This window comes from Micromonospora sp. WMMD1102 (assembly GCF_029626265.1).
Lineage (GTDB): Bacteria > Actinomycetota > Actinomycetes > Mycobacteriales > Micromonosporaceae > Plantactinospora.
In genome coordinates this window covers 3,261,501-3,283,384 of record NZ_JARUBN010000001.1, presented here as the reverse complement: position 1 = coordinate 3,283,384, position 21,884 = coordinate 3,261,501, and the positions used below count along the sequence as shown (strand labels likewise).

16 protein-coding genes are annotated in these 21,884 nt (G+C 68.2%); 14 read left to right on the top strand and 2 right to left on the bottom strand.

All coding sequences use genetic code 11. The features are described from left to right. Positions 1-47: 47 nt before the first annotated feature. Both O7626_RS14630 and fxlA read right to left on the bottom strand, forming a co-directional pair. Positions 48-3,092, bottom strand: a complete 3,045-nt coding sequence (locus O7626_RS14630) for a lantibiotic dehydratase (RefSeq protein ID WP_278061718.1) — start codon at positions 3,090-3,092, stop codon at positions 48-50. A gap of 79 nt (positions 3,093-3,171) precedes the next feature. Then, a complete protein-coding gene (fxlA, locus tag O7626_RS14625) occupies positions 3,172-3,303 on the bottom strand; it encodes an FxLD family lanthipeptide (protein WP_278061717.1) in 132 nt (43 codons plus the stop codon). A gap of 231 nt (positions 3,304-3,534) precedes the next feature. Here fxlA and O7626_RS14620 point away from each other — a divergent pair, with 231 nt between their 5' ends. From O7626_RS14620 to O7626_RS14555, 14 genes are all read left to right on the top strand, one after another. After that, positions 3,535-4,800 carry a helix-turn-helix transcriptional regulator gene (locus O7626_RS14620; RefSeq protein ID WP_278061716.1) on the top strand — a complete coding sequence of 422 codons (1,266 nt, stop codon included), beginning with the start codon at positions 3,535-3,537 and terminating at the stop codon, positions 4,798-4,800. 470 nt (positions 4,801-5,270) lie between these two features. Then, positions 5,271-7,016 carry a class I SAM-dependent DNA methyltransferase gene (locus O7626_RS14615; protein WP_278061715.1) on the top strand — a complete coding sequence of 582 codons (1,746 nt, stop codon included), beginning with the start codon at positions 5,271-5,273 and terminating at the stop codon, positions 7,014-7,016. Next, positions 7,013-8,185 (top strand): restriction endonuclease subunit S, encoded by a 1,173-nt coding sequence (locus O7626_RS14610; protein WP_278061714.1) that lies wholly within the window; start codon positions 7,013-7,015, stop codon positions 8,183-8,185. Before O7626_RS14615 ends, O7626_RS14610 begins: the two co-directional genes overlap by 4 nt. A 40-nt stretch (positions 8,186-8,225) precedes the next feature. Beyond that, positions 8,226-9,635: an IS66 family transposase gene (locus O7626_RS14605; protein WP_278061713.1), complete on the top strand. Its 1,410-nt coding sequence runs from the start codon at positions 8,226-8,228 to the stop codon at positions 9,633-9,635. A 131-nt stretch (positions 9,636-9,766) separates the two neighbouring features. Beyond that, a complete protein-coding gene (locus O7626_RS14600) occupies positions 9,767-12,904 on the top strand; it encodes a DEAD/DEAH box helicase family protein (RefSeq protein WP_278061712.1) in 3,138 nt (1,045 codons plus the stop codon). Positions 12,905-13,039: 135 nt separating this feature from the next. Further along, positions 13,040-13,402 (top strand): hypothetical protein, encoded by a 363-nt coding sequence (locus tag O7626_RS14595; protein WP_278061711.1) that lies wholly within the window; start codon positions 13,040-13,042, stop codon positions 13,400-13,402. 363 nt (positions 13,403-13,765) lie between these two features. Next, positions 13,766-14,104 carry a hypothetical protein gene (locus O7626_RS14590; RefSeq protein ID WP_278061710.1) on the top strand — a complete coding sequence of 113 codons (339 nt, stop codon included), beginning with the start codon at positions 13,766-13,768 and terminating at the stop codon, positions 14,102-14,104. A 162-nt stretch (positions 14,105-14,266) separates the two neighbouring features. Continuing rightward, the gene (locus O7626_RS14585) at positions 14,267-15,379 is read left to right on the top strand and encodes an ISAs1 family transposase (RefSeq protein WP_278060713.1); all 1,113 of its coding nucleotides are present in this window, start codon (positions 14,267-14,269) and stop codon (positions 15,377-15,379) included. Between the two features lie 115 nt (positions 15,380-15,494). Then, positions 15,495-16,157, top strand: a complete 663-nt coding sequence (locus O7626_RS14580; protein ID WP_278061709.1) for a hypothetical protein — start codon at positions 15,495-15,497, stop codon at positions 16,155-16,157. A gap of 930 nt (positions 16,158-17,087) precedes the next feature. Next, on the top strand, positions 17,088-18,530 hold the full coding sequence (istA, locus tag O7626_RS14575; protein WP_278061708.1) for an IS21 family transposase: 1,443 nt from the start codon (positions 17,088-17,090) through the stop codon (positions 18,528-18,530). Next, positions 18,527-19,288 carry an IS21-like element helper ATPase IstB gene (gene istB, locus O7626_RS14570; RefSeq protein ID WP_278061703.1) on the top strand — a complete coding sequence of 254 codons (762 nt, stop codon included), beginning with the start codon at positions 18,527-18,529 and terminating at the stop codon, positions 19,286-19,288. The genes istA and istB overlap by 4 nt, the downstream gene beginning before the upstream one ends. Continuing rightward, entirely contained in the window at positions 19,288-19,548 is a 261-nt protein-coding gene (locus tag O7626_RS14565) for a hypothetical protein (RefSeq protein ID WP_278061704.1), read from the top strand. Before istB ends, O7626_RS14565 begins: the two co-directional genes overlap by 1 nt. A 176-nt stretch (positions 19,549-19,724) precedes the next feature. Beyond that, a complete protein-coding gene (locus O7626_RS14560) occupies positions 19,725-20,954 on the top strand; it encodes a helix-turn-helix transcriptional regulator (RefSeq protein ID WP_278061707.1) in 1,230 nt (409 codons plus the stop codon). Positions 20,955-21,252: 298 nt separating this feature from the next. Then, positions 21,253-21,540, top strand: coding sequence for a hypothetical protein (locus tag O7626_RS14555; RefSeq protein ID WP_278061706.1), 288 nt, complete (start codon positions 21,253-21,255; stop codon positions 21,538-21,540). Positions 21,541-21,884: the final 344 nt, after the last annotated feature.

Genomic DNA, 21,884 nt, shown 5'->3' with positions numbered 1-21,884 from the left:
CGGTCCGGCTGAAGCGCCTACAGCCAGGCCATCATTCGATAGGCCGTTCACCGACCACCACCCCCGCTCGCCTGCCGGGCCAGGCCAACCTGCCGGGCCAGACGCAGACACACCGCCTCGTCGCCGCGGTCGATGAGCCGGGCCCTGTTGTGGTGCATGTGCAGCAGCGCCGACAGCACCCGGTCGACGTCGGCGTCACCGGGCAGAGCCTGCCGGTACCGGGCCACCGCTCCACGGCGGCCCTCCCAGGCCGCCGCCAGCGGATCCGGCAGCATTCCGCCATCAGGGAGGCGGCCGCCCGCCGACCAGCCGGCAACCTGGCTTGCCACCAGCCGGTCAGCGGAGGCGGCGACCCGGGCGGCCAGCCGGTCGACAAGCCATCCCGCCGACCGGGCCGGATCGTCGTGAAACGCGTCCGCGATCTCCACCATCCCGACCGCCGCCAACGCGAGAGGGCTGATCACACGCGGGGGCAGGAGCCTCATCCCCAAGACCACCGCGGCGGAGTCGGCGGCGAAGACATCCTCGGCGGCACGCAACGCCCGCCCGTGGCCGTACCGGCCCACCTCCGGCCGGTACGTGTCCACAGCCAGACCGGAGGCCACACCCTGGTCGCAGAGGTGCTGCCCCCACCGGCCCACCGCGTTCACCGCCACGGCACGCTGGTGGCCGTCAGTCACCCGCAGCCGCAGCCGCAGATGGTCGGTCTCCTCAGGATTTCGGTAGCGGGCGAACCAGTACACCGGATCCTGGCCGAGGTCGGCAAGCAGCGCCGGCAGGTGGACGCCGATGATGTCATCCAGCCTCTCCGGGTGGGAGTACACCTGCACATACAGCCAGGACGCCAGTGGTGACCCCGGTATGTGGACACCACTGGTGTTGCTGACCAGTGGAAGCGACCCGGTGACGAGGTCAGGTGCCGGCCCGGCGGCGGCGAGGAACGGCATCACGATCTCGTGGGCACGCCCGCCCATCCACGCCGAATCCGCCCGTGACGGCGCCTGCGTCAGCACAGCGGTGCCCCGGGCGTGGAGGCGCTCCCGTAGCAGCGTCAAGTGGGCATCCACCGTCAGGTCCAGCCGCAGCGGACGGTCCTCGTCATGCAGGTCGACGGTGTCCGGGCATCGCCACCGCCGGCGCCAGGCGTTGAAGGCCAAGTTCCACCCCTGGCCCTCACCGGCAACCGTCACGTCCTGGGCGGTGACCTGCCACCGGGCCGGGGACAGGATCGCCCGCCGATACCGGACTCGGGGCAGGAACGGCAGCCCGGCCCCGTGCGGCCCCCATTCGAAGGCGGTGAGCGCGGCCCGGAAGCCACGCGTGAGGGTGGCCAGGAACCGGACGATGGGCGGCACCTGCTTCTCCAACGCCAGGGCGTGCAACACCTGCGGCTCGACGAGCCGACGCCGGGAGATGCTGACCAGGTGCAGCCCGTCGACCGCCGCCACGATCCCGAGATCGTTGAGCGTGATGACGGCCGGGTCATGGTCGGCGCGGTGCTCGCCGACCGACAGCACATCAGGCAGCCAGGCAGGCAGCCTGGAGACGTTCTCCGAGTGCGGGTACAGCGGCGGGCTCGACAGCTGCACACTCAACGCCCCGACGACACCGGCCGGGGTGGCCGCATAGACGCCGTGAAGGTTGGCCTGGGAGACCGTCGGACCGAACCGGGACGTGAGTGTGCCCAGGGACCAGGCCGGACGGACGGTGAACGTGTAGTCGCCGCCCTGCACCGCCTGAGCGCTGCCGGCGTGCACCGTGGCGGCGAGTTCCAGATGCGGCGGAATCCTTAGCGGGTCGACGCCGTCCCCTCCCACGATGTCGCCGATAATCTCGTCGGTGACGACGATCTCGTCCCGGCCGTCGTTGACCGCCTCCCACGCCAGCCGCAGCAGCTCGCCGTCCCGGCGGAGTACCCGCTCCTGACCGGTGGGGTAGACGCTGCCCGGGTAGCCGGCCGGGAATCCCAGACCGGCATCGGGGTGCACGGCCTGCAGCACAGGCACGACGGCGCCGATGCCGTACCTGTCACAGAACCGGCGGGACCAGTCATCCCAGACCGGGTTCGGCCCTGGCTGGCGGGTCAACCGGACCAGCGCACCGGCCGCGTACGCCATCTCCTGGACCAGCCCGGCGGGGACCGTCACCTGGCAGTCAAGGTGCAGGTCTCCGGCGAACACCGTCCGTCCCCCGGATGACACCTGCCTGCCCTGTTCGGTCACCGTCTGCCGGAGCCGGACCCGCTCGGCCGGGCCGGCGGCGTCGGCGTTGTGGGTCTGGACCGCCCGCGCCATCTCACCGAGTGCCTTGGTGATGTCGTCGACGAGGCCACGGTGGGGCTCCAACGCGGCTAGCAGGTAGCCGAGGGGGTCGGTGACTGTCATCGGTGCCCGCAGGCTGGTGATCAGCACACCGTGGGCGATCAGGGTCGTCAGGGTCTGGTCGATCACCGTGGCAGGGGCGGCCGGGAACGCCCCGGCGACCTTGGCGGCCAGCACGCTGACGGTGACCGGGCTGGCCGCCAGGTGGGCCGCCAGGCGGACGACGGCGGTGTTGCGTACCGTCACCCGTCCTGGCGGCCGGGGCACCTCGATGCGGGGGCCACGGTCCACCGCCAGGTCCGACCATGCCACGGCCAGGTGGGGGAGTAGGTCTGTCTTCCTCTCCAGCCGCCCGATGACGTCATCCAGCCACAGGGTGTCAGGCCTGATCATCAGCCGGTGGTCATCGCCCCACACCACCCGCGCACCGTCACCGACATGAATAGGGGCTACTCCGGCGAACAGTCCGAACGGGGTGGGGCGGCCCATGGCCCGCAGCAGGTAGCGGAGAACGGACAGCGCGGCCCGCCGTACCTTGCTGGGATCCTCCACCTGCCCGTGCACGACCCTGTCCACCAGGTCGGCGAACGGGACGCTGGCATGGCGGACCGCGTCGGCGAATCCCGGTAGCGCCCACACACGGCCCAGCCATGCCTGGCAGGAGTCGGGGTCGGGCAGGGCCGGCCAGTCGACGGCGGTGGGGTGCAAAGCGGCGGCGCGGAGCATGCCGCCACCGGCGTGCCGGTACAACACTGGTTCATTCCCGTCCACGGTCCACTCCTGTGCTCGGCTGCGCGGGAGGGCGGGGCGCCGGGGGCTCTGACCGGCACCCCGCCCTGGCTGCTGCTGGTCAGCTACTGGCGCAGGAGGAGGCGCAGGTGGAGGCGCAGCCGTCGTCGGTGGCGCAGGCCCGGCCCGTGTTGCCGTCGGCCACGTCGGTGGTCACCTGCACGTCCAGGTCGAAGTCCGAGAGGTCGTCCATGAGGGTCCTTCCTGTGTGGTGATGGTGTTGGGGACGCCGCTCACCCCACCACATGAACAACCACCCACGTAACCTCATCGAGGGGTCCCCATCACGGGGGGTTACCTGCTGTGGGTGTCGGCGCTATAGTCAGCCGACCGCCCGCGCGCCCAAGGGAAGCCTGTGGACACCTGGACTCCCCGCCCTCTTCCCCGCCCTCTTCCCCGCACGCTCCTGGCGGACCCCACACTGGTGCGTGCCCTTTCCACTCGCACCTTCAGCACCGTCTTCGCCGCCGCCAAGGCTGCCGGGCTCAGCTACAAAGCCATCGCCTCGGCCACCGGGATCAAGGCCGACAGGGTCAGCCAGATCGCACACGGCAACGCCTCCATAACCAGCATCGATATCATTGAGCGAGTAGCCGACGGCCTGCGCATCCCAGGCCACATGCTGGGGCTTGCTAAGCGATCCTGGGAGGGCAAGGCCACCACCGACCCGCCGACCGCGAAGGAGGCAGAGCCCATGCAACGCCGTCAACTCCTACGCGGCGCACTCACCGCCGGCCTGGCCGCCTCATCCCTCACACCGATCACCGACGTGCTGACAGCTGCCAGCCAGACCCTCACCGACACCGACGTGCCCGACCTGGCCCACCTGCAGGCAGTCACCGAGCAGCACAGCTACGGCTACGGCGGCCGTGCCCCCGCCGATGTCCTCGTCGACCTCGTCGCCGACTTCGCCGACGTCACCCCCCTCATGCGGCGCCCGCAGCGCACGGCCACCCGCACCGAACTGTGCCGGATCATGGGCCAGCTCGGAGGCATGGTCGGCGTCGTTCTGCATGACCTCAGCGACCGCCGCAACGCCTACGCCTGGTTCGACACCGCCGCCCGCGCCGCAGAGGAGGCCGGCGACCGCCACCTGCACACGTGGATCATCGCCCGCAAGGCGATGGTGCCCATCAACTTCGGCGCCCCAGTGGCGGCGGTCGACCTCGCCGAAAGGGCCAGACACACCGCAGGGACCGCCGACAGCGCCGCGGCCACCCTGGCCGCCGCGGTCGCCGCCCGTGCCTACGCCCTGGCCGGGCGCAGCGAGGACGCCCAGGACGCCCTACGCGACGCCGACCGCCTCGCCGACGCGCTGCCGGGCGAAGAACGCGCCGACACGTGGTTCGGTCACTGCGAGCAGAAGCACGGAGTGCATCTCTCCCACGCCCTGACCACCCTCGGACTGACCAGGCGTGCCAACGAGGTTCAGGAGCACGCCCTGAACCTGTCCAGTCCTACCAGCACACTCACCCGCACCCTCCTGCGCCTGGACGCGGCGGCCTGCCGACACCACGACGGCAACACCCTGGAGGCGTGCGAGGCGGCCGTTGACGCGCTTACCGACGCACCGGCACGCTTCCGTACCGGGTTGGCCCACCGCCGCGCCACCGATCTTCATAACCGGGTGCCCGCCAAGCTCCGCAACGCTCCGCCCGCGCGAGCCCTCGCGGCGGCTCTGGCTGTGTAAACCGCCCACGTACCCGTCGAGTCCACGACACCGTCACCGGCAGCCACCGACGTCCGCTCACGTATCCGACGATCAGCATGCGGCCGCAGTCCGCGCCCGATCGACACGCCACCTGTACAGGTCGGAGTGGCGGGCGGGGCGGTGGCAACCGAGACGGCGAGAGGCATGACCAGCACCCAGCCCCGCCGGTGACCGTCTATCAGCGCAGGCCAGCCGCCCAAGGTAGCGTGAGATCAACTTACGGACCTTTGCCTTCAAACCGGATCAATCCCTTCACAGCGAGGGCACCGGTCGTGGCGGATTCGCTAAGCCGGTCGCTGCTGCCGGCCCCGTAGCACGTGGGTGTCGAGATGCGCGATGATGCTCTCTGACGCGCCGGCTGTTGCAGAGTGTGCGCCGCCGCCTGCTCGACGTCACGGACGGGCTTGCGCGTCCAGCATCTGTCGTGAGTGATCGTCGTAAGGAGCCCTGTGAGCACCCTCGGTGGTTTCATCTGGTCGATCGCCGACCAGCTTCGGGGCCCCTACCGCCCCAACCAGTACGGCAACGTGATCCTCCCGCTCACAATCCTGCGACGCCTCGACTGCATCCTTGAGCCCGACCGGGAGACTGTGCGCGCGCTGGCGGCGAAGTACGACAACCCCGTCCGGCTCAAGATCGAGATCAAGAAGGCAACCGGCAGGCCGTTCTACAACACCTCGAACTACTCCTTCGCCAACCTGCTGGCTGACGCTGATGGGCTGGCCGACAACCTGGCCGATTACATCGACCGGTTCTCGCCCGATGTCGACGTGTTCCAATACTTCGACTTCAAGAAGGAAATTCTCGCCCTGGAGAAGGCGGAGCTGCTGCGCGAGGTCATCAAGTCCTTCCAGGCCATCGACCTGCACCCAGAGGTCGTCTCCAACGCCGACATGGGCGATGCGTTCGAGTACATCATCCGCAAGTTCAACGAGGCCGCGAACGAGACCTCCGGTGATCATTACACCCCACGGGACGCGATCCGGCTGCTGGTCGACCTGCTCTTCGCCGAGAAGGACGCCGAGCTGGCCGAGGCCGACATCGTCCGCTCGCTGTACGACCCCACAGCGGGCACCGGCGGCATGCTCGCCCTGGCCGAGGAGCACCTGCTCGCACACAACCCCGACGCAGGGCTGAGCCTGTACGGCCAGGAGTACAACCCGCAGTCGTACGCGATCTGCAAGTCCGACCTGCTGGCCAAGGGGCACGACGCGACCAACATCGCCTTCGGCAACACCCTCACCGACGACGCGTTCAAGGGCCGCCAGTTCGACTTCTGCATGTCCAACCCGCCGTACGGCGTCGACTGGAAGCAGTACGCCAAGGCGGTCACGAAGGAGCGCGACGAAGCCGGCCCCTACGGCCGGTTCGCTCCTGGCCTCCCGGCGACATCGGACGGGCAGATGCTCTTCCTGCTCCACCTGGCCCACAAGATGCGGAAGCCGGAGGACGGCGGCGGCCGAGCCGGCATCGTGATGAACGGCTCGCCGCTGTTCAACGGCGCCGCCGAGTCCGGCCCCTCCAACATCCGCAAGTGGCTGCTGGAGAACGACCTGGTCGATGCCATCGTCGCGCTGCCGACGAACATGTTCTTCAACACCGGCATCGTCACCTACATCTGGATCCTCGACAACGCCAAGCATCCCGACCGCAAGGGCCTGCTCCAGCTCATCGACGGCACGTCCTTCTGGACCAAGATGCGCAAGAACCTCGGCGCCAAGGGCCGCGAGATCAGCGACGCCGACCGCGCCAAGGTGGTGAAGTTGTACGCCGACTTCACCGACGCCGATCCGGACTACTCCAAGGTGCTGCGCACCGACGAGTTCGGCTACTGGGCCGTCACCGTCGAATGCCCCCTTCACGACGAGGACGGCAACCCCGTCGTCGACCGCAAGGGCAAGCCCAAATCGGACACCAAGAAGCGTGACACCGAGAACGTGCCGTTCACCTACGGCGGCTCGACCGCCGGTGCGGCCGGCAAGATCGAGGTCATCCGGGCCTACTTCGAGGCCGAGGTGAAGCCGCACGTTCCTGACGCCTGGATCGACTGGACAAAGGTCAAAACCGGCTACGAGATCCCCTTCACCCGCCACTTCTACAAGTACGTCCCACCCCGCCCCCTCGCCGAGATCGACGCCGACCTGGAGAAGCAGGTCGCCAAGATCCTCGACCTGCTGCGCGAGGTCGAGGGATGAGCAAGCGTTACACCGAGTACGTCGACTCGGGCGTGCCCTGGCTTGGCGATATTCCCACAGGCTGGACGATGAGGCCATTGTGGTCGATGTTCGAGCGGATCAAAGACACAGGGCACCCCGATGAACAGATGCTCTCGGTGTTCCGCGACTACGGTGTCGTTGCGAAGGACTCCAGGGACAACATCAACAAGACCGCCGAGAACCGGAACATCTATCAGCTCGTTCACCCCGGATGGCTGGTCACAAACCGGATGAAGGCTTGGCAAGGATCAGTCGGCATATCCGGGTTGCAAGGAATTGTTTCGGGACACTACATCTGCTTCGCTCCTCGACACGATGCAGACTCTCGATACCTGAATTGGCTCTTCCGGAGCCCCACCTACGCAGCCGGCTACGCCTTGCAGTCTCGGGGCGTTAGGATCGGCCAGGCCGAGATTGACAATGATCTCTACCGGGCCATGCCCGTTCTCCTTCCCCAGATCGAGGAGCAGCGCGCCATCGCCGATTACCTCGACCGCGAGACCGCCCGCATCGACACGCTCATCGAGGAGCAGCAGCGCCTGATCGAGATGCTCCGCGAGCGGCGGGTCGCGACGATCGCAGAGGCGTTGGACGGCTACGAAATGACCCGCCTCCGGCGGCTCGTCAACCACAAGAGGCCCATGACCTACGGGATTCTGCAGTGCGGCGAGCCGGTCGATGGAGGGGTTGCCTACGTCGGACCCTCGGACATCATCGGTGAGGGCGTATCACCGGAGCGGGATGCCCTACGGACGACAACGCCTGAGATCGCGAGCGCTTATCAGAGGTCAGTTCTCGCTGGCGGAGACGTTGTCGTTTCGATTGGACCGGCGTACGGGAAGGTCGCCGTTGTGTCGGACGACCTGACGGGTGCGAATCTGACGCAAGATACGGTGCGGGTGGCGCTACGGCCGGACCTGGTGGACACGCGGTTCGTTGTTTGGGCCCTGCTGTCACGGCAAACCTCCGAATACTGGGACTACCAGATTATGGGGGCGACGTTCCGCCGCCTGAATCTCGGCACGTTGGCACGGACGCCAATCCCACTACCGTCGATCGATGCGCAGCGAAGTATCGCTGCGTATCTCGACCAGCAGACTGCAAAAATCGACGTAACTAATCAGGTCGGTCGGTTCGGGCCGGTTTGATCTTGGCGGGGTTGTTGGGCAGGATGTCCGGGTGCCGGAGATGCCGTCCATCGTGGAGTTGCTGGAGCGGCTCGTCGCGTTGGAGAAGGCCGTCGCGGAGCGGGATGCCCGGATCGCGGTCCTGGAAGCGGAGAATGCCGAGTTGCGGCGTCGTCTGGGTCAGTCTCCGCGGAACTCGAACATGCCGCCCTCGGCGCAGGGGTTGGACAAGCCCGCGCCGAAGTCGTTGCGGGGCCGGTCCGGGCGCCGCTCGGGTGGCCAGGACGGCCATCCGGGTCGTACGTTGCGGCAGGTCGAGAGCCCGGACGAGACCGTTGTTCATGAGCCGGTCGCGTGTGGCGGGTGCGGCGGCGGGCTGGCCGGCGCGCCGCTGGCCGCGGTGACCCGCCGTCAGGTGTTCGAGATTCCCTCGGTCGTAGCCCGGGTCACCGAGCACCGGCTGAACATTCGCCGGTGCGGGTGTGGTGCGGTGACCTGCGCGGACGGCCCGGCCGGGGTGGACGCGCCGGTGCAGTACGGGCCGAGGCTGGCCGCGATCGTGGTGTATCTGCTGGTCGCGCAGTTCGGGGCGCAGAAACGCGTCGCCCAGGCCGTCGGGGATCTGTTCGGGGTGCCGATCTCGCAGGGCAGCGTCGCGGCGTTGACCGCCCGCGCCGCCCGCCGGCTCGAGGGTGACTTTCTGGCCGCGATCCGCACCGCGCTGACGGCGGCACCGCTGGTGCATTTCGACGAGACCGGGTTCCGGGTCGCAGGCAAACTGCACTGGGTTCACTCCGCATCGACAGGTAAGTACAGCCTGCTCTACGTGCACCCGAAACGCGGCCGGGACGCCATCGACGCCGGCGGGGTCCTGCCCGCTTTCACCGGGATCGCCGTGCACGACGCCTGGGCACCTTATGACTGCTACCCACAGGCCACCCACGCCCTGTGCTGCGCCCATCTGCTGCGGGAACTGGTAGCCGCCGCCGAGCTCGACCCGTCGGCAACCTGGGCCGCGCAAGGCATCGACGCCCTGCTGGCCCTCAAGAAGGCCACGGACGATGCTGTGGCAGCCGGCCACGATCGCATCGATCCCGAGATTCTGGCCGCGGGGGTCGCCTCGTTCCGCCACGCCGCTCTGGTCGGGGTCAAGGACCACACCGGCCAAACCACAGCGATCGGCAAGAAACTGGCCGCGCTGGCCCGCCGGATGACCGAACGCATCGACGACTACCTCCGATTCGCGCACCAGCCAGGACACTGCCCGTTCGACAACAACGCCGCCGAACGGGAAGTCCGCATGGTCAAAATCCGGCAGAAAATCTCCGGCGCGATGCGCACCCTGACCGGCGCGGAGCAGTTCTGCCACCTGCGCTCATATCTCGCCACCGCCGCCAAACACGGCATCAATCTCTACGACGCCCTCGTCCAGCTAACATCGGGCCGACCCTGGATCCCCGCAATCAACTGATGACCTGAGTAGTCACAAATCGACAATCTCATTGCGGAGACGGAGCTGTTCATCGAACTCTCCAAGGAGCGGCGGGCGGCGTTGATTACGGCGGCGGTGACGGGGCAGATCGACGTACGAGAGATGGTGTGATGGCCGACCACCACGAGGTCGTCTTCGAGTCCGAGATCTGCGCATACCTGGAAGCCCACGGGTGGCTGTACTCGGCGAGCGACACCGGCTACGACCGGGAGCGGGCGCTCTTCCCCGAGGACCTGTTCGCGTGGCTGGAGGCGACTCAGTCGGCGGCGTACGCGAAGGCTCTGAAGGCTGCGGGGTCGCAGGCGAAGTTCCTCGACGTGCTGACCACGGCGCTCGACAAGCCTCTCGAACACGGCGGCGGGACGCTGAACATCCTGCGCAACGGGGTGCAGTACATCAGTGGTGGCCGGTTGAAGATGGCGCAGTTCCGTCCCGAGACCAGCCTGAACGCGACCACCACCGAGCAGTACGCGGCGATGCGGGTGCGGGTGATGCGGCAGGTGCACTTCTCCACCGCCGACCGACGCAGCATCGACCTGGTCTTCTTCGTCAACGGGCTCCCGGTGGCCACCGTCGAGCTGAAGACCGACTTCACCCAGTCTCTCGACGAGGCGATCAACCAGTACCGCAAGCATCGGCATCCGCTGACCAACGGGCGGCCGGAGCCGCTGTTGTCGTTCGGGCATCGGGCGCTGGTGCACTTCGCGGTCTCCAACGATCGGGCCGCGATGACCACCAGGTTGGAGGGCGACAAGACGCAGTTCCTGCCCTTCGACATGGGGTACGAGAGTGGCGCGGGGAACCCGCCGGGTGAGGGCGGGCGGTCGGCGACGGCGTACCTGTGGGAGCGGGTCTGGGAGAAGGACGCCTGGCTCACCATCATCGGCCGGCTGATGATCGTGGAGACCAGGGAGGAGTGGGACGTCGCGACCGGGACATCGGTACGCCGTACGAGCATGCTCTTCCCTCGGTTCCACCAGTGGGAGGCCGTGACGAAGATCGTGGCAGCGGTGCGCGAGGAGGGGGTGGGACATCGCTACCTGATCGAGCACTCGGCAGGGTCGGGGAAGACGAACACCATCGCCTGGACCGCGCACCGACTGGCACGGCTGCACATCAACGACGAGAAGGTCTTCGACTCGGTGATCGTGGTGGTGGACCGCAACGTGCTCGACGGGCAGCTCCAGGAGGCGATCCGGCAGATCGACGGGTCGGGGAAGATCGTGGCCACGATCAGCCCGGAGGACGTCCGCAAGGCGGGAGCGAAGTCGAAATCCGGGCTGCTGGCGACCGCGTTGAAGAACGGCGAGCTGATCATCGCGGTGACGGTGCAGACCTTCCCGCACGCCCTCGACGAGATCCGGGCCAACAGGAGCCTGAAAGGTAAGCGGTTCGCGGTGATCGCCGACGAGGCGCACTCCTCGCAGTCCGGCCAGATCTCCGCCAAGCTGAGGGCCGTGCTGACCGCAGAGGAGATCAAGGAGATCGAGGACGGCGGCGAGGTCGACGTCGAGGCGATCCTGGCCGCGGAGATGACCGAGCGGGCCGAGTCGAAGCACATCTCCTACTTCGCGTTCACGGCGACGCCGAAGAACAAGACCCTGGAGCTGTTCGGCCGCAGGGGTCCTGACGGAACGCCGGTCGAGTTCCACCTCTACTCGATGCGGCAGGCGATCGAGGAGGGCTACATCCTCGACGTGCTCAGGGGCTACCAGTCCTACGACACCGCGTTGAAGATCGCCGGCCGAGCCGAGAGCGGCGACGGCGACGAGGTGGTGGAGGAGACCGCAGCGCGCAAGGGGCTGATGCGGTGGGTGAAGCTGCACCCGACCAACATCAGCCAGAAAGTGCAGATCATCGTCGAGCACTTCCATGCCAACGTCGCCCACCTGCTGGAGGGCAAGGCGAAGGCGATGGTCGTGACCGACTCGCGCAAGGCCGCGGTGAAGTACAAGAAGGCGATCGACGCCTACATCGCCAAGCGGGCCGCCAAGGACCCCTCGTACAGCTACCGCACCCTGGTCGTCTTCTCCAACTCGGTGACCATGGCCGAGGACGAGAAGTGGGCTTCGGACTGGGGGCCGCAGCCGAGCAAGGACGACGAGTTCACCGAGGCCAACCTCAACCCCGGCGCTGGCGCGGACCTGGCCGCCGCGTTCAAGGGCGGGACGTACAAGATCATGTTGGTCGCCAACAAGTTCCAGACAGGGTTCGACCAGCCGTTGCTCTCGGCGATGTACGTCGACAGAAAGCTGTCCGGGGTCACCGCCGTGCAGACGCTGTCCCGGCTCAACCGCACCCATCGCACTGCGGGTGGGGAGCAGAAGCACAAGACGTTCGTCATCGACTTCGTGAACAAGCCGGAGGACATCCGGACCGCGTTCGAGCCGTACTTCACAAACGCCACCCTGGAGACCGAGACCGACCCGTACATCGTCGTCCACCTCGCCAACAAGCTCGCCCAGGCCGGGATCTACACGCCTGAGCAGGTGCGCGAGGTCGCCGAACTGTGGTACGCCCGCAAAGGCAACAACGCGCTCTCGGCCGCGATCAGCCCGGCCAAGAACGACTTCGCCCGCCGGTACGCGGCGGCGATCGAGGCCGACGACAAGGTCGCCCTCAACACCCTCGACCTGTTCCGCAAGGACGTCTCCACCTACGTCCGGCTCTACGACTTCATGAGCCAGATAGTCGACTACGGCGACCCGTACATGGAGATGTTGTCGATCTTCCTGCGGCTCCTGGAGAAGGTCATCGCCGAATCCTCCTGGGCCGCGGAGGTCGACCTGTCCGACGTGGTCCTCGTCGGGGTCAAGCACACCAAGGCGACCGGAGTCGACATCTCGCTGACCGGTGACGGCCAGCTCAAGGGCATCGGCGCCGCCGGCACCGGCGCACGAAAGGAGCCGAAGTACGTCGCACTACAGGTCGTCATCGACAAGATGAACGACCTGTTCGGCGCCGAGTCGTTCGCCGAGTCCCAGGTCCGTGAGTTCGTGCAGGGACTGTTGCAGCGGCTGCTCGCCCACCCGGACCTGGTCAACCAGACCAAGGTGAACTCGAAGAAGCAGTTCATGGAGTCGCAGGACTTCCAGGCGGCGGTCACCGAGGCGGTCGTCGACAACCAGGAGGCCCACAACACCATGGCCGACTACTTCTTCAGCGACGGCCCTGGCATCAGCGCTGTCATCATGGCGCTCGCCGACGCCTTCTACGAGGCAGCGATCGATCAGCAGGAGGAGATGTGATCAGCCGGATCCCGTGGGGCCGAGCGGGGTGCAGGTTGGGCAGGTACAACAACCGCGTAACCGCCGCCGGCAGCGTCGGCGGGTGCCTTCCGTAATCAGATCGCCATGGACAGGTCAGGGCGACAGGATGGGTGGATGGCAGGCCCAAGAGATGCGGCGCTGGGGAACGAGAGCGGCTGGTTCGCGGTTCGATGCGTCTTCCGGGTGGGGGTTGACTCGGCGAGTCAGTTGTATGAGGAGCGCCTGACGTTGTGGCGAGCGCAGGGTTTCGACCAGGCCATTGCCTTGGCGGAGGACGAGGCGTTCGGGTACGCGGGTGAGCAGACCGGCATGGACTTTGTGGGACTTTCCCAGGCGTATCGGCTTTTTGATGAGCCGGGTCACGGGGCGGAGGTCTTTTCGTTGGTCCGGGCGAGCGAACTGGAGGCGCCGGCGTACCTGACGCGGTTCTTCGATACGGGCCAGGAGAGACAGGGCGACATTGTCGCCGGTGCGTGATTGGGCAGCGGGACAACTAGCGGATGATCGTGTCGCTTTCATTCCCTGCCAGCGTCCGTGAGAGGTCGTCGTTGAGCGGCGGTGCGGTAGACGACCCGGAGTTGCTGCGAAATAACGCCGAGGTACCGCCACACGTCGAGGCTGAACTGGCGCCGGAATGACCGTTGGGCTGAGGCCCCGGGTGCCAGGTTGGCGGTCACAGCTTTGTGAGACGGTCGCAGTTCGCCCAGGTCAGGTGTCGGGTGTCCGCGCCGGCATTGCGCGTCGCGCACAAAGGACGTGCGGCGTTGCGATCGCCGGGCGAGAACGTAACTTCATACCCCTGAGCGGGACAATTCCCGACCGACGCCACGGAGGAATTACATGTTTGACCCCAAGCACGTCATCGCCGAAATCGGCCGCGACCCGCAGAATGCCGGTCAGGTCATCGAGCGGCTGGAGTTGACCGACGGCAACCTGCGAAGCCTCAGTGACCGGCTCGGGATTCCCTCCCGGTCCCGGGCATCCCGGGGTGACTTGATGGCTGGGCTGTCCGCGTACTTCGACAGCCAGCAGCCGATGGACGCGCCGGTACTCGCAGAGCGGAATGCGGCATCGGCAAAGCAGGCCACGGACAGGGCTATTGCGTGTTTGGTCGAGTGGCCGTTGAACTGGGGATTCCCGGGGTGGGCGGACCCTTGCGGGGTTGAGGAAGGCGGGTGAGGCCTGTAGGTGATCATGGAGTTCTCGACGCTCCCGGACACCTTGAGGACCTCACCCGCGATGTCAGCATGCCCGATTCAGGTACTGTCCGCAGTTCGCACCCCCACCGACTCGCCACCGCGCCTTGTCACCGAGGGTGAAGAAGCTGGGCTCCAGCACTCGTTGGCCACCATCGCGGACCCCCGGTCCCCGCGTGGGGCGCGTTACCCGCTCGTCGGGCTACTGACCGTCGCGGTGTGCGCCGTGACCGCCGGCGCATCATCGTTCGCGGCCATCGCGGACTGGCTGCACGACCTCGATGACCTCGCCAGGGCCCGGCTCGGGTTCATCCGCGCCGTCCCGGCCGCGACCACGATCTGGCGGCTGCTGACCAGGTTGGACGCTGACCTGCTGGCCACCGTGCTCGCCGACTGGCTGCGTACCCGCGTCCCGCCTCCGGTCACGCCCCGACCTCGGCGGTACCGGATCGTCATCGCCATCGACGGCAAGACCATGCGCGGCGCCCGCCGCGCCGATGGCAGCCGGGTCCACCTGCTGTCCGCGCTGGACACCAGCACCGGCATCGTGCTCGCTCAGGTCACCGTGGCCGCGAAAAGCAACGAAATCCCCGCGTTCACCCCACTGCTGGACGCGGTCGAACAGGTTCTGGGTAGCCTGGACGGCCTCATCTTCGTGGCCGACGCCCTCCATACACAGACCAGCCACGCGACCGAGGTCGCCGCTCGCGGCGCCGACCTGCTCATCCCGGTCAAAGGTAACCAGCCGACCGTGTTTGCCCAGCTCAAGGCCTTGCCCTGGGCCCAGGTCCCGGTGGGTGACCGACGCCGCGAAACCGGTCACGGCCGGCGGGAGACCCGCACGGTCAAGGCGCTCACCGTAGCCACCCCCGGCGGTCTGCTGTTCCCTCACGCCGAGCAGGCCGTCCGGATCACCCGCACCCGCACCCTCAAGGGCAAGACCACCAGGGAAACCGCCTACTACACCATCTCCCTCCCCGCCGAGCACGCCCAACCCGCGGACCTGCAGTCCTGGGCCCGAAACGAGTGGCTGATCGAGAATCAGGTCCATCATGTCCGCGACGTCACGTTCCGTGAAGACCTCCACCAAGCCAGAACCGGCACCGGCCCCGCAATCATGGCGACGCTACGTAACACCGCGGCCAGTTACCACCGCACCAACGGCGATACCAACATCGCCCGCGCCACCAGACGCGCCGACCGTCGCCCGCACGACCTCATCACTGCAATGACCAGCAGCTACCCCAGAACGCAATGACCCTGAGGCCACGGAGGTGTCGTCCGGGAAGCCGGCCGGGCCATCCAGGCGGGCTGCCGCCAAGGCAACCAGGCCGGCCCGGACGACCGCCGCGAAGCCGGCCAAGACGGCCGGCGTGAAGGAGAACCCGTCGAGTAAGGCGACCATCGCCAAGGCCACCAACGGTATGCAGACCGCTCCGGCCAAGGCGACCGCTCCAACCAAGCGGGCCACTACGGCGACCAGCGGCAAGCAGGCGGCGCCCACCAGGGCCGGGGCCAGCACCGCCGACGCCGTCACGCTGACCCCGCCGGCAAGCGGTGACTACCTGCTGCTTGCCCCCGGCGTCGGGGCCACCAAGTCGATCCTGTTCCGGGTGGACACCGCCACCGTCAAGGTCGACGGGACCGTCAACGTCACCGGCAAGCAGTTCCTGATCAAGCATCGGTCCCTTTCCCACCGCCGCCGGGAGGTCGCCCTGGTCAAGCCCGACGACTTCCAGGTGGTCATCGCCGCAGGCGAGCCTGTCGACGGTGAAGCACTGGTGATCGCCGCCCGGCCGGAACGGTTCGGCCCCGGTGGCACCGAGGCCCGCAAGGGCAGCGGCGCCAAGGCCGACGCCACCACCACCGGCACCACCCTGGCCGGCAAGAGTTACGTCCTGGCCCGGTTCGGTGCCACCGTGGCTGTCATCGTTGACGGTCAGCGTCGGGAGGAACCGTTCGGCGACGAGCATCAGGCCCGGCGCGGGTACATCAACCTGCTCGGCACGCTGGAGAGCGACCTCGCCGTGGTGTAGGCGTCGAGTATCCCGGCACCCCGACCGGTGTGGTCGGGGTGCCGTTTCCGGCTCCACCCGCCTTACACCGTGACAGTCGGAGGGCCGATCCACAGGAGAGCACCATGCCTGAACGGTTACCCATGGCCGACTGTTCTCGCCGACTTGTTCGGGCCCCACTGCTCCATCGATTCCTGGACCCGCCACGTCGATTCCAGAAACCTGCGGCCCCACATGGGCGTCGATGGCTGGCGGCGTTATCGCGGCCCCACCGGTTCGCGTCGCTCAGCGCCGAGTTGCTGCCGCGCCGGTCTTCGACCGGCTTGCCACCGAATCGCCGCCCCAAGGCGTCGCTGGTCGGAGCGCAGCTCCACGGCGTTGGCGGGTTGGTGGCGGGTTGGTGGGGCTCCTCCGGCCGAAGTACGACCGTTCCGGCTTCTGGGACTGGTGGAGCCAACTGGAACTGGAGTTTCCATCGAGACATGGACACATTCCGTGGCTGGAGGGTCCAGAACTTGCTGGAGAGGTGGGGCCCGAAAGGCCCGGAGAGAACAGCCGACATCAGCCAGGGGAAGGGCTGAACAGGGCGACGATCAACACCTACCTGAAGCGGGCCCGCCGCAACCGCCGCGCCGGCCGCTCCCGACCGGATGACCTGCCCGATCCTGATGCCGCGTTGGGCCGCACACCGGGCTGGTACCGGGACACCTACCTGGCCTGGAAGGCTACCCGGCCCGGCCGGGGTTCCGGCGGTGGACGCCCGGCCAAGGGAGCGGGCAGCCGTCCCACTGACGGTCAGCGGTTGCACCTGGGCTACGTGTGAGGGCCGTCTGTCGGGGTACGGCCTGGAGTGCAGAGCTACGTACAGCTGATCTTGCAGAGGTGCGCACCGTTTGTCCGTCGTCAGCGGGTGACTGAGGGTGAGGCTGCTCGGGTCGTGATCGGACCGGCGTGGGGCGGCTGGCGGTGGGGGCGTTGGATGAACAGCGGTGGCTGGATGTGCGTCGGTTCCGGGCGTTGCACGAGGCTGGTGCGAATGTTTCGGAGATCGCTCGTGAGACGGGCCTGAACTGGCGGACGGTGAAGAAGTACCTGGCTGCTGGTGGCGGCGAGGTGGTGCCGCCGGTTGCGGCGAGGCCGGCTCGTGGGCAGCTGATCGATGTGTTCGCGCATGTGGTCGATGCGTGGTTGCGGGCGGAGTTGCTGCTCAAGGGCACGGTGATCCATGAACGTCTGGTCGAGCAGTACGGGTTCACCGGTAACTACCAGCGGGTGAAGTTGTATCTGCAGCAGGCCCGTCCGCGGATCGCGGCGGAGTTGGGGATCAGCCCGGATCAGCTGGCCGGGCTGCATCGGCGGTTCGAGGTCGTTCCGGGTGCGCAGGCCCAGGTGGACTGGGGCGACGAAGGCGACATCCTGGCTCACGTCGGGATCCCGAAGGTGTACTCGTTCCACATGGTGCTGTCGTACTCGCGGGATCCGTTCTGCTGCTTCACCACCAGCCAGGACCTGGCCGCGTTCTGGGAGTGTCACCGGCGGGCGTTCGCGCACTTCGGCGGGGTTCCCGGTGCGATCGTCTACGACCGGACCAAGACCGTGGTCCGCCGGCACGTCGCTCCGGGCCTGGCGGTGCCGCTGCACCCGGAAGCGGTCGCCTTCGCCGGGCACTACGACTTCGACATCGATGTGCTGGCCGCCTACCGGCCGACTGGCAAAGGGCGGGTCGAACGGCAGGTCACCATCGTCCGTGATCATGTCCTGGCCGGGCGGGCGTTCTCGTCGCTGGCCGAGCTCGACGCCACGTTCGTGGCCTGGGTTCCGCAGCGGCGGGCCGTGCGGCACCGCACCCACGGTGAGATCATCGGCGTGCGGGCGGTCCGGGACCACGCCGCGCTGCGACCGATCCCGGCCAGGGCGTATGTGGTCGCCGACCGGCATCTGCGGCACGTTGGCAAGGACTGCCTGGTCGCCTACGCCGGCAACCTCTACTCCGTGCCGGCCCGGCGGGTCCGCCACCGCCAGCTCGTGGAGATCCGGGCGACCGCCGCCACCATCGCCATCCACGCCACCGTCGACGGCCTGGACGGCGCCACGCTGCTGGCCACGCACCAGCGGGCCGTCGGCCGCGGCGCCCGCGTCGTCGACGAAACCCACTGGGACGGTCTTCCCGACGGGCACACCCGTGCCGTCACCACCGGCGACCCCGACGGCGGGCAGTCGACCACACGCCGACCGGCCCGCCACAACGGCGGCCAGGGACCGCTGCAAGCCCTACTCAACCGGGCCGCCGCCGCCCAGATCGCCGTCGAGGCCCGGCCGCTGTCGGTCTATGAGCAGATCGCTGCCGCCAGCCCGTTTACCCACCGCCCACACCTGAAGGACGCCTCGAAGTGAGTGAGCTGGTCACCAACCGCATCCACGCCAGCGCCACCAAGCTCGGCCTGCCTCACCTGGCCAAGACGCTGCGGGAACTCACCGGCCGAGCCGACACCGAGGCCATGGGCTACCTGGAGTTCCTCGACCTCGTACTGGAAGAGGAACTCGCCGTCCGCGACGAACGCCGCTTCCGCGCCGGGCTGCGCCTGTCGAAACTGCCGCACCACAAAACCCTCGACGACTACGACTTCAGCTTCCAACCCGACCTGGACCCCCGCAAAGTTCGTGACCTCGCGACCCTCGCGTTCGTGCAGGCCAAAGCCAACGTCGCTCTCCTCGGCCCACCCGGCGTCGGCAAGACCCACATCGCCGTGTCCCTCGCGGTCGCCGCCTGCCGAGCCGGATTCACCGTCTACTTCACCACCCTCGACGACATGGTCCGCCACCTCACCGCCGCCGACGCGATCGGCCGACTCGCCCGCAAGCTGCAAACCTACCTACGCCCCACCGTCCTGGTCATCGACGAAGTGGGCTACCAACCCCTCGAACGGCCCGAGGCCAACCTCGTCTTCCAGGTGATCTCCAAACGCTACGAGAAAGGCTCCACCCTGCTCACCTCGAACAAGGGCTTCGGCGAATGGGGCCAGGCCTTCGGCGACGAGGTCCTGGCCACCGCCATCCTCGACCGACTCCTGCACCACTGCGACGTCGTCCCGATCAACGGCCCCAGCTACCGACTCAAGAACCGCCTCACCGCCATCGAGAACGTCGCCTAATGCCCACCCCGGCCACCCCGAACGACCCCGCGGCCACCGGCGACACCCACCACCGCGACCTGCTACAACTCCTGCTCCAGATCTGCGAGGACTTCCTCGCCAACACCGGGCCGGCGACCCACCACGAGGTCGACACCCTCCTACGCGCCCGCGGCATCACCGGCGGACCCGGATGGCTGATCGACATGCTCGGCCTCACACGCCTGCGCCTGCAAGACGCAACCCACCGTGACGAACAAGGCGTCCACCACGACACCTGACCTCTGCAAGATCAGCCTACTCACCTCTGCACTCCAACGAGTACCCCGACAGGCCGTCGGGTGTGCCGTCGCGGCCCTCAACGGTTCGTCCGGACGCGCCTCCCACGTTAGCTGCGGAGGGTGACGGCGCGTACCGTCGATCTCACGCGCCGACCTCGTGCAGGAGGAGCAACCACATGCGACCGACAGTTGGACCGACGCTCGGCGAGAACGTGGCCCGGATCCGCCGCCAGCGACAACTCACCCAGGAACAGTTGGCCGCAGCCTCCGGCCTGAGCATGGACACGATTGGCAAGCTGGAGCGGGGTGCACGCACCACAGCCCGCATGAACACCATCGGCGCCCTGGCCAGAGCTCTCAAGGTGTCCACGTCCAGCCTCCTCGGGGACGGGTCGGCGGCGGTCACCCGCCGCGAACCCGGGTATGCCTCCCTGGGGCTGCTGGATCTACGCAGGGCGCTGACCCCGGTTGCCGGAGCCGACGGCAGGCTCCTCGACGAGCAGGCCGACAGCGGGCCGCCGAACCTGGAACGGGCACGACTGTCAGTGGAGGCGGCCAACGAGGCCTACCACCGCAACGACTTCGGCACCACCGCCGCCGCCCTGCCCGGCCTGCTGGCCGAGGTGCGGACGCTGGTCGCCGACACCGACGGCGACGACCAGCTGGCCGCCCACGTGGTGGCCTCGCAGGCCTACCACCTGGCCGGGCGGCTGCTCATCCAGTTGCGGGTCCACGACCTGGCCTACGTGGCGGTCACCGCCGCCCGGCAACAGGCCGCCCAGTCAGGTGACGTGCCGGCAGTCGCCGCCGCCGCGTGGCCGATGTGCTGGCTGCTGCTACGTCAGGGCCGGCTCGCCGAAGCGGAAGGGCTGGCAACGTCAACTGCCGATGAGGTGGAGCCCAGACACATCAGCCGCGCCTCCACCGCCGAGGTCGAAGCGTGGAGCTGGATGCTGCTTGAGGCGGCGGCGGCGATGTCCCGGGACGGCCGAGACGACGATGCTACCCGGGCACTGGACATGGCCTCGGTGGCCGCCACCCGCATCGACAACATCGACGGGCAAGGGGTTGGGGCGGCCAAGGTGGCCATGGCCCGGGTGGAGGCGGCGGCAATCGCCGGCGACCCGCGACGGGTCCTGCAGCTGTCGGAGCGGATCACCGTCGGCCGGCCGGCGTATGCGTCCTGCTGGCAGCGACACCGGCTGGATGTGGCCTGGGCCCACGCCGAGCTGGCCCAGTGGCCGGCCGCCACCGGGGTCCTGGTCGATCTCGGCGACCGGGCCCCGACGTGGCTTCGCCACCAGCGGTACGCCCAGGACATCGTTGGGAGGATCTCCACCGGCCGTAAGCGGGCCCACGGCGACAAGCTGGCCCAGTTGGCGACTCTGGTGGGTATGAAGTCCTGACCTCGGGAACCTGGACGCCACGTCCGAGATCCCGCTGATCGGCCCCATTTCCGTACGTCCTGCCTCTACAACTGTCTGCCGTTGGTCCGCAACGATCGGCAGTGAGGCGTTCGGTTGCGTGATCCATTCGTCACAGCCGGCCGTCTCACGGCCGGACCTCGCACGCCCGCCCCGGAGGTGCGGGGCCGGCCCAGGATCTGGGCGTCGCCCCCGACACGGTTTCCCGACGGTGGCGCCCATCGAACGGGCGCGGCCGGCGCCGGGGAGGGCCCGGCCGCCCCCTCGGCGGTGTGGAGGCGTGGACGTGGACGTGCGGTTGTGGTGGACGCTGTGGAGCGAGCCTTCGAGCGGACACTCCGTGACGCGGCTCCTGATCGCCCCGGTGCCGCCTTCCGTCGGCGTCGTCGTCACCGCCGGTAAGGCGGCTCGAGCCGGATGGGATGTCGCCACCCCCTGGCACGGAGAGCCGATCCTCACCGTCGGCCAGCTCAACGGCTACCACACCTTCCGGCTCCGCCAGCAGCCGTATCCGTCCAGACCCGCCACCGGCCCCTGTCAGGCATCGAACGGTGCGGGCCGGTCATGAACCGACCCTCCGGCCGTGGCAAGCGGGTGGGACAACACCTGCCCGGCTGGCTGCCGCGCACCGGGCTGAGGCCGGATTGTCCCGACTACGGCAGCGAACAGGGCCGGCGTCACCAGCCTCCAGATGTCCCTGTACCGGTATCGGATCGCCGCACAACCACCGGCTGCTCAACGGGGCCGTGCCGGCCGGTGGCAGCCACTCTCCGACTCCTGGCGGCCCAGGCTGCCTCAAGCCGGCGGTGACGGGGCGGATGTGGACCTGCCGCCGTCGATGACGGCGAAGCCTGCCTCTGCCGGTGGCCTGGGGGAACCCGAACCCCCGGGGCGCCACCGCCGCCATCCAGG

What these genes read in the sequence shown, in the direction of transcription:
- O7626_RS14610 (WP_278061714.1), top strand. Translation starts at nt 7,013, where the DNA reads ATGAGCAAGCGTTACACCGAGTACGTCGACTCGGGCGTGCCCTGGCTT.
- fxlA (WP_278061717.1), bottom strand. Translation starts at nt 3,303, where the DNA reads ATGGACGACCTCTCGGACTTCGACCTGGACGTGCAGGTGACCACCGAC.
- O7626_RS14600 (WP_278061712.1), top strand. Translation starts at nt 9,767, where the DNA reads ATGGCCGACCACCACGAGGTCGTCTTCGAGTCCGAGATCTGCGCATAC.
- O7626_RS14560 (WP_278061707.1), top strand. Translation starts at nt 19,725, where the DNA reads ATGCGACCGACAGTTGGACCGACGCTCGGCGAGAACGTGGCCCGGATC.
- O7626_RS14595 (WP_278061711.1), top strand. Translation starts at nt 13,040, where the DNA reads ATGGCAGGCCCAAGAGATGCGGCGCTGGGGAACGAGAGCGGCTGGTTC.
- O7626_RS14590 (WP_278061710.1), top strand. Translation starts at nt 13,766, where the DNA reads ATGTTTGACCCCAAGCACGTCATCGCCGAAATCGGCCGCGACCCGCAG.
- O7626_RS14565 (WP_278061704.1), top strand. Translation starts at nt 19,288, where the DNA reads ATGCCCACCCCGGCCACCCCGAACGACCCCGCGGCCACCGGCGACACC.
- O7626_RS14605 (WP_278061713.1), top strand. Translation starts at nt 8,226, where the DNA reads ATGCCGTCCATCGTGGAGTTGCTGGAGCGGCTCGTCGCGTTGGAGAAG.